The sequence below is a fragment of the Pseudoalteromonas sp. MelDa3 genome (assembly GCF_002863625.1).
GTDB classification, from domain to species: Bacteria; Pseudomonadota; Gammaproteobacteria; order Enterobacterales; family Alteromonadaceae; genus Pseudoalteromonas; species Pseudoalteromonas arctica.
This window is the reverse complement of record NZ_PJBR01000259.1, coordinates 1-7,132: the sequence shown is the minus strand read 5'-3', so window position 1 is coordinate 7,132 and position 7,132 is coordinate 1. Positions and strand designations below refer to the sequence as shown.

Genomic DNA, 7,132 nt, shown 5'->3' with positions numbered 1-7,132 from the left:
ATCATTTCGAACATATCAACTGACTTAATTGATATTCAAAACGACGACGTTGATAAGCATATCAACTACGCATTAAAAGCTATTGGTACCGTATGCCACGCAGATAGAAGTTATTTATTTAAGTTTGCCGAGGACGGTAAAACAATAAATAACACTCACGAATGGGTAAATAACGATATACAAGCATTTAAAGACGACTTACAGGACCTTCCAAAAAGCGACCTCCCTTATTTTTTTACTTTAATGGCCCGTACTCACTTATTTAGAGTTAACGATGTAACGTTGTTACCTATCCAAGCAACGAGCGAAAAAATAATTTTTCAGCGACAAAAAATAAAATCAGTACTTTGCATCGGGTTACGTTATGACAAAGAGCTCGTTGGCTTTATAGGCTGTGATTGCGTTGTTCAAAAGCGAAACTGGACTGATTTAGACCTTATTCGCCTAAGGTTAGTAGGTGAAATGCTTGCTAATGCTTTCAAAAATTTAAATTATAAGCAAGAGCTACAACATGCTCAACAGCAACTCATTAATGCCAATCATAAACTTAACAAACAAGTTAATACTGATGGCCTTACAAACATTGCTAACAGACGCTGTTTTGATCAAACTTTAAAATGCGAAATAAAGCGCGGCGCACGTAATAAAGAACCCATTAGTTTAATAATGTGTGATATTGATTTTTTTAAGCGTTATAACGATAACTATGGGCATCAGCTCGGAGACGAAGTGTTAAAACGAGTTGCCAAAGCGCTGCATGATCTTTGTAAACGTGAAGGTGATTTAGCCGCTCGTTTCGGTGGTGAAGAATTTGCGATAATTTTACCTGCAGTCGACACAGATCATTGTCAAAGGTTTGCTGTTCTTATTCAGGAAAAAATCGCAGAACTCGCAATTGAACATAATTTTTCAAGTGCTAGTAATTACCTCTCTTTGAGTATTGGATTTTATAGCCTTATACCCAATCAAAAAACAACACCTAAAGAAGTAATAACTAACGCCGACATAGCCCTTTATAACGCAAAAGAAACAGGCAGAAATAAAATAGCCAGTTTTTAAAAAACCGACTAAGTCGGCGCGCTACAGTGAGTTTTAGTGGTTAAAAGTTCGCTGTAGTGATAATCTATACACGCTGAAATTATAAACAATACAACCACTCAGCGTTTAATTATTATAAGGAATGTTTAAATGGATCCAGTCACACAAATTCTCGATATGGTTTTTACTGTTGAGGCTTTTTTACTTGTTTTTGTTATCGTGCTTTTAAAAAGTAGCGTTAAATTTGTACCACAAAACCGCGCCTGGTTAATCGAACGTTTTGGTAAATACCAATCAACTAAAGAAGCCGGCCTCAACTTTATTATTCCATTTATTGATAGAATCTCGGCTGATCGTAGCTTAAAAGAACAAGCTCAAGATGTACCATCGCAGTCAGCTATCACTAAAGATAACATCTCACTTATAGTTGATGGCGTACTGTACTTTAGAGTACTAGACCCATACAAAGCAACGTATGGCGTTGACGACTATACGTTTGCAGTTGTACAACTTTCACAAACAACAATGCGTTCAGAATTAGGTAAAATGGAGCTTGATAAAACATTTGAAGAGCGTGATTTACTTAATACCAACATTGTTGCAGCTATAAACCAGGCATCTGAGCCTTGGGGTATTCAAGTACTTCGCTACGAAATTAAAGATATTGTGCCGCCTAACTCTATTATGGAAGCGATGGAAGCACAAATGAAAGCTGAGCGTGTTAAACGAGCTCAAATTTTAGAGTCAGAAGGTGATCGCCAAGCAAATATCAACGTTGCTGAAGGTAAAAAACAAGCACAAGTACTTGCTGCTGAAGCCGACAAAGCCGAGCAAATTTTACGCGCTGAAGGTGAAGCAACAGCTATTACTACAGTTGCAGAAGCACAAGCAAATGCACTTATTAAAATAGGTGAAGCTGCAGATACAGAGCAAGGTCAAAAAGCAATTCAGCTAGATTTAGCAACTAAAGCAATCGCGGCTAAAGAAGCTATTGCTCGTGAATCATCAATTGTATTACTACCAGACAACGCGACAGATGCAAGCTCAATGGTTGCCCAAGGTATGGCAATCATTAATAGCTTAAATAAAAAGCATCTGGGTTAATAACTAAATAAATAGGTTTGTATGGATTTTATTACGCAAAATTTACCGCAAACACTTATGGTACTTGGTATTGTTGCTTTAATAATAGAAGTAGCAGTACTTGGCCTTTCTACATTTATTTTGTTGTTTTTTGGATTATCGTTATTCCTTACAGGATTATTAATGAGTTTTGGTATTTTGCCTGACTCATTAACAACAGCCCTTTGGAGTAATGCAGTTGTAACAGCTGGCTTGGCCGTTGCACTTTGGAAACCATTAAAACAAATGCAAAATCGCGTAGATAAGAAGCAAGTGAATAGTGATTTTGCTGAACTTACTTTTGTACTTACTAGCGATGTAACAGAACAAGGTTTAACTACACATCAATATTCAGGTATTAGCTGGAAACTCAAAAGTGAGCAACCAATTAGCGCCGGTACTGAGGTTTTAGTAACCAAAAAAGAAGTGGGTGTTATGTGGATTAAGCCTAAAAGCTAATCATCACTTTAAAACAAGCACTGTGTATAATAAATTACAGTAAAACGGGCGGCTCAAACTGCCCGTTTTTTATGCCTGAGATTTGAAATACAGCGCCTTGTTCACTAACAGTATTATTAATCGATTCATCAAATGCCGATGTCACAAGTAACAATTCAGCATTTTCACCACCAAATGCGGTGCATGTCGGTTTTATTGCACAAAGCTTTATTGTTTTAATTAGCTCACCGCCTGGGGATAAACATATAACACACCCCATTCCCCAAACAGCTAGCCACAAATTACCTAATTGGTCGGTTACGCAGCCATCGGGGTCAACATCAGTGTTATTAAATTGATAAAAAACACGTGGCTCAGAGCAAGGTTCGCCAGTTTGCTCATCCAAATCTAATACATAAATACAACTCGTTAAAGAGTCGCAGTAATAACCGCGTAAACGTGGCTTATCAAAGCACAATCCATTTGGGATACTCAAACCACTTACAACGGCTTTAAGCTGGTGTTTATAATAACGGTATATTTTACCGTAACCTTTTTTAGCATTTACGTTCATTGTACTTAACCAAAAACCACCCCATGGATCAGCGCGGCCGTCGTTTGAACGCCTATTTAGTTGTGTATTTTCAATATTAAGAATAAGGTGGCGAGTGCTCGAATTAATATGGTATTTATATAAACCAGTGCTTGTACCTAGCAACAAGTGCTGCTCATCAATCCACGCTATTGCACTGAGCGTATCGGGCATATTAACTGTTTTTGGTTGGCTTTCGCTGTGTATTTTTTTGCTTAAAAGTAATTTTTTATTTATGTCGACCCAAAAAAAAGTATTCAGCATAGGGTGCCAAAGAGGACTTTCTGCAAGCTGATTCTGTGTGCTTTCAAAAATGGTTACGCTAGGGTCAAACATAAATACTTATTCTTTATTATTAACAAAGCCTTGTAACCCAAACCTTACCAGAAAACAGTGAATTTCGCGATGTGTACCTGGCTTTAATTTATCAACACGCCCTAGTGACTGCAAAATCAATATCATTGGACCACCGGCTAATTTTAAAGTTGGGCGTACCACTAAAAAGTTTGAAATACTTAATAGTGGTTACAACATGGGAATTGATACTGCTAAGGCCTTTTTAGCTAAATAACTGCATTATTTAACCTAATAATTGCGGTGCTTTACCCGCAATAACTGCGGTTAGTAAACCAGCTAACATAGCTCCCACAACGGTGCATATTGCACCGCCTAAAATACCGTAAACACTCATAAAACATATCAGCGCTAAACCAAATAGCAGTGCACTTAAAAATGTTTTAGTCGCTAATGTAAGTGTGTTTTTTCGTAGGTTGAGCATCATTAATAATAAACTTACCATCGCAATTGTAATTAGTAGCTCGTTCATGCGGGTTGTACCTCAATTTGTAATTTTTGTGTGTTTTTTATTTTTAAGACAACAAACATACACACGATACCCACCACCATAAAGCTTATATCTACTACCGCGACAAGCGAGCTATTAAGGTTAATAACATTGCTAACGCCAAGTAAAATATTAAGTGGCAGCACCAAAGCAAGCGAAGCGCCGCATAGTAAAAGTGTCAGCTTAAAATAGTTTTTATAACCTATGGGCAATACACTTAATAGTAACCATGCCAACCACGTATAAAAGAACACGGGTCCAAAAAAGCTATTTTGCGCCACACCAACAACGCTATAATTAAGTAAAACTTGCACAGGAAATAGCACAAAGCTTGCTAATACCAAACCGCCACAACTGCCAATAATAAAACGATTCCAGCGTGCATAGGCCTGCATACTAAGCGATGGGCTACTGCCACGCGTACGCTTTGTGAGCCACATCATCATGCCTGAAATAGGTAAAAGCGCAGTACTTAAGCCAAGCAATACCCAAAGTAATTTTACAAACACTCCTGCAAAGTTCCCAAAGTGCAGCGGAAACATCAACTCAATTACTTTTATCGAAACACCTGAAATATCACCAAAACTACTCATCGACTGCACAAACTCACCATTGCCCTGATAATGCAGTAACTGAGAAGCAACAGCCTCACCACCTAACAAACGCAAATATACCTGCGCATTCGCATCGTTATGCGCCATTATTGTGACATCCCTAATTATTGCTTCAGGGTAACGACTATGAGCATGCTCTAAAATAGTGTCTATTTTTGTAGGTTGCTTAATGTGGCTAACTACAGGCTCAGGAATAGCGGTAAACGTTTCTATTAACTTATCTTGATCGCCACCAAAGCTCACAAACGCAGCTGCTGGTAGTAAAATAATGGTCGCGAGCCCTAAAAATGATCCTGTAAAACCAATCACAATATTAAATACGCTGCCCCAAATACCTATAACCTTATGAGCATCGCTTACTGCAATATCTAACCCTTTATCTCGCCTAAACGTAAAGAGCTCTTTTATCAATTTGCGATGAATAAACAAGCCTGTCACTGCACTTACTAAAAGCGTTAAACCTAAAAACCCAGTGAGTATTAACCCAATTGGTCGCCCTAAATGCAAATCTGCATGAAACTCACCTATGTAGGTTGGCGCATCTGTTTTTTTATTAGCGTAAAACTCTTTACTAGGCCCATAGTAAGTATTTTCCAGCGTCAACGTATCGGGATGAAATTGAAATACTCTGGCCACCTCTTGGTCGTAATTTTCATCGCCATGGTGAGATTCAAATACCAACGTTAACAAATGAAAGTTATGCCCACTTGGTAAAAACACATGAATGTTTTCGCCAAATTCACTAGGTACTTGTTTATGGTATTCGTTTACTAGTCGGTTAATCTGCGCGCTAGCAACGTGTTGGCTAGATTGCAGTTCTGGATTAGCCCATATTTTTAACTCAGGTCGCGACAGAACTGCTAACGCCCCACTAAATGCAACAATAAATAGCAGTACCGCAGTAATAATTCCTACCCAGCTATGTAATAAAAATAGCTTTTTTAAAGTAATCGACTTCATCCCTGCCCCTGCGTTAATGCCCAAAAACTCAATAAACCATGTGATATACACAATGCAATCATGACTACAAAAGGTTGCCATGCTTTTTGTGCCAAATACGCATAAATAAACAACGCAGTCCAAATAACAGGAAACAGTAAAATAGGTAGTAATATTTGTTCATTCATTTGAAACGGTAAATAGGTTGTCATACCCGGAATCATTATTACCGCAGTAACTAGCGCTAATACACACGCAATTAAGTGCCTTCGCCGTGTAGCTGTAAACGTTTTTTTATTATTCATTATTCGCTCAATAAATTTGCCCAAACATATACAAAAACAGCATATGTAAATGATAACAATTGCCATTATATTGTGCGTTTAGCGCTTAATGCAATTTATTAAACAAATTAAGTCTAAAAACACTGTTGGTTTGCCTTTAGAGCTTTTATGCTACGCCTCGCAATTTAGGTACGCAGTAATGCGTCATTTCAGTTAAGCCTAGTTCGGGCTTTTTAATTTTTCAGGAAGCAGTAAACCGTGGATATAATTAACGCGATTATTTTAGGTATTATTGAAGGTATAACAGAATTTTTACCCATATCATCAACTGGGCACTTAATTGTAGCGTCAAAGTGGTTAGGCATTGAATCAACAGACGCTAACCTCGCCTTCGAAGTCATTATCCAACTTGCCGCCATTTTAGCGGTACTAGCCAATTATAAAGACAAGTTCAGCCCTAAACATTTCAATTTATGGGTGAAAGTTGCCATTGCATTTATTCCTTTGGGTATTATTGGTTTTATATTTAGTGATGTAATAAAAACACTGTTTAGCGTACAGGTAGTAGGTGTTATGTTTATTGTAGGCGGTGTGATTTTTTTACTATTAGAGCGCAGTTATAAAGAGACTCACTGCACAACTACCGATGTAACCCAAGTTACTTATAAACAAGCTCTTTGGATTGGCGTAGCACAAGTATTTGCGTTAATTCCAGGGACTAGTCGTGCTGGAAGTTCTATTGTTGGTGCCATGTTGTGTGGTTTAAACCGAAAAGCCAGCGCTGAATTCTCATTTTTACTTGGTTTACCTGTACTTGCAGCAGCCTCAGGGTACGACTTACTTAAACATTACCAACTGTTTAGCTTAGATGACCTAACTGCCCTTACTGTGGGTTTTTTAACGTCTTTTATAGTCGCTTACTTTACTATTAAACTATTCATACGCTTTCTAGAAAATTTCACTTTTGTTAGTTTTGGTCTTTACCGAATCGTATTTGGTGTTATTTTATTAGCTATAGCCTACACATAAGAGAATATTATGAGCGAAAAAATAAACGAAGAAGCACTCCACGCCCTAAAAATAGCTTTTACTTACATGCCTAAAGCGATTGAAGTGACAAAGTATGAATATGGCGAGCGCTACCAAAGCGTACTTGATCACATTGAAGCTGTAAGTGAAACACTGCTTATTAACGATGTTGACCCAGAGGAAGTAGGTGGCGATATCAACCCGCAATATACCCCAAATTCAACGTATTAAA

At 37.8% G+C, this 7,132-nt stretch carries 10 protein-coding genes; 6 read left to right on the top strand and 4 right to left on the bottom strand.

Features of this window, described 5'->3' with window-relative positions; translation table 11 throughout:
- The 3 genes from CXF89_RS20955 to CXF89_RS20945 form a co-directional block, all read left to right on the top strand.
- A partial coding sequence (locus CXF89_RS20955) for a diguanylate cyclase domain-containing protein (RefSeq protein ID WP_121955667.1) occupies positions 1 to 1,059 on the top strand: 1,059 nt, incomplete at its 5' end.
- A 129-nt stretch (positions 1,060 to 1,188) separates the two neighbouring features.
- A complete protein-coding gene (locus CXF89_RS20950) occupies positions 1,189 to 2,142 on the top strand; it encodes an SPFH domain-containing protein (protein WP_007581832.1) in 954 nt (317 codons plus the stop codon).
- Between the two features lie 21 nt (positions 2,143 to 2,163).
- Positions 2,164 to 2,619 carry an NfeD family protein gene (locus CXF89_RS20945; RefSeq protein ID WP_024591871.1) on the top strand — a complete coding sequence of 152 codons (456 nt, stop codon included), beginning with the start codon at positions 2,164 to 2,166 and terminating at the stop codon, positions 2,617 to 2,619.
- Between the two features lie 34 nt (positions 2,620 to 2,653).
- Here the strand turns inward: CXF89_RS20945 and CXF89_RS20940 are convergent, their stop codons facing one another.
- Complete coding sequence (locus CXF89_RS20940; RefSeq protein WP_024591872.1) at positions 2,654 to 3,526, bottom strand: SMP-30/gluconolactonase/LRE family protein; 873 nt, start codon at positions 3,524 to 3,526, stop codon at positions 2,654 to 2,656.
- A 61-nt stretch (positions 3,527 to 3,587) separates the two neighbouring features.
- Here CXF89_RS20940 and CXF89_RS21510 point away from each other — a divergent pair, with 61 nt between their 5' ends.
- The gene (locus tag CXF89_RS21510; protein WP_374703133.1) at positions 3,588 to 3,761 is read left to right on the top strand and encodes a DUF6363 domain-containing protein; all 174 of its coding nucleotides are present in this window, start codon (positions 3,588 to 3,590) and stop codon (positions 3,759 to 3,761) included.
- A 9-nt stretch (positions 3,762 to 3,770) separates the two neighbouring features.
- On the opposite strand, the gene CXF89_RS20930 is transcribed toward CXF89_RS21510, so the two are convergent.
- The 3 genes from CXF89_RS20930 to CXF89_RS20920 are packed head-to-tail and all read right to left on the bottom strand — an operon-like array spanning position 3,771 to position 5,892.
- The gene (locus CXF89_RS20930; protein WP_007581829.1) at positions 3,771 to 4,016 is read right to left on the bottom strand and encodes a hypothetical protein; all 246 of its coding nucleotides are present in this window, start codon (positions 4,014 to 4,016) and stop codon (positions 3,771 to 3,773) included.
- Complete coding sequence (locus CXF89_RS20925) at positions 4,013 to 5,608, bottom strand: PepSY-associated TM helix domain-containing protein (RefSeq protein ID WP_180961437.1); 1,596 nt, start codon at positions 5,606 to 5,608, stop codon at positions 4,013 to 4,015. Before CXF89_RS20925 ends, CXF89_RS20930 begins: the two co-directional genes overlap by 4 nt.
- Positions 5,605 to 5,892, bottom strand: coding sequence for a hypothetical protein (locus CXF89_RS20920; protein ID WP_121955665.1), 288 nt, complete (start codon positions 5,890 to 5,892; stop codon positions 5,605 to 5,607). The genes CXF89_RS20925 and CXF89_RS20920 overlap by 4 nt, the downstream gene beginning before the upstream one ends.
- A 237-nt stretch (positions 5,893 to 6,129) precedes the next feature.
- Between CXF89_RS20920 and CXF89_RS20915 the strand changes: the two genes are divergently transcribed.
- The gene (locus CXF89_RS20915) at positions 6,130 to 6,900 is read left to right on the top strand and encodes an undecaprenyl-diphosphate phosphatase (RefSeq protein ID WP_121955664.1); all 771 of its coding nucleotides are present in this window, start codon (positions 6,130 to 6,132) and stop codon (positions 6,898 to 6,900) included.
- Positions 6,901 to 6,909: 9 nt separating this feature from the next.
- Positions 6,910 to 7,131, top strand: coding sequence for a penicillin-binding protein (locus tag CXF89_RS20910; RefSeq protein ID WP_121955663.1), 222 nt, complete (start codon positions 6,910 to 6,912; stop codon positions 7,129 to 7,131).
- Position 7,132: the final 1 nt, after the last annotated feature.

What these genes read in the sequence shown, in the direction of transcription:
- CXF89_RS20920 (WP_121955665.1), bottom strand. Translation starts at nt 5,892, where the DNA reads ATGAATAATAAAAAAACGTTTACAGCTACACGGCGAAGGCACTTAATT.
- CXF89_RS20930 (WP_007581829.1), bottom strand. Translation starts at nt 4,016, where the DNA reads ATGAACGAGCTACTAATTACAATTGCGATGGTAAGTTTATTATTAATG.
- CXF89_RS20940 (WP_024591872.1), bottom strand. Translation starts at nt 3,526, where the DNA reads ATGTTTGACCCTAGCGTAACCATTTTTGAAAGCACACAGAATCAGCTT.
- CXF89_RS20945 (WP_024591871.1), top strand. Translation starts at nt 2,164, where the DNA reads ATGGATTTTATTACGCAAAATTTACCGCAAACACTTATGGTACTTGGT.
- CXF89_RS20910 (WP_121955663.1), top strand. Translation starts at nt 6,910, where the DNA reads ATGAGCGAAAAAATAAACGAAGAAGCACTCCACGCCCTAAAAATAGCT.
- CXF89_RS20950 (WP_007581832.1), top strand. Translation starts at nt 1,189, where the DNA reads ATGGATCCAGTCACACAAATTCTCGATATGGTTTTTACTGTTGAGGCT.
- CXF89_RS20925 (WP_180961437.1), bottom strand. Translation starts at nt 5,608, where the DNA reads ATGAAGTCGATTACTTTAAAAAAGCTATTTTTATTACATAGCTGGGTA.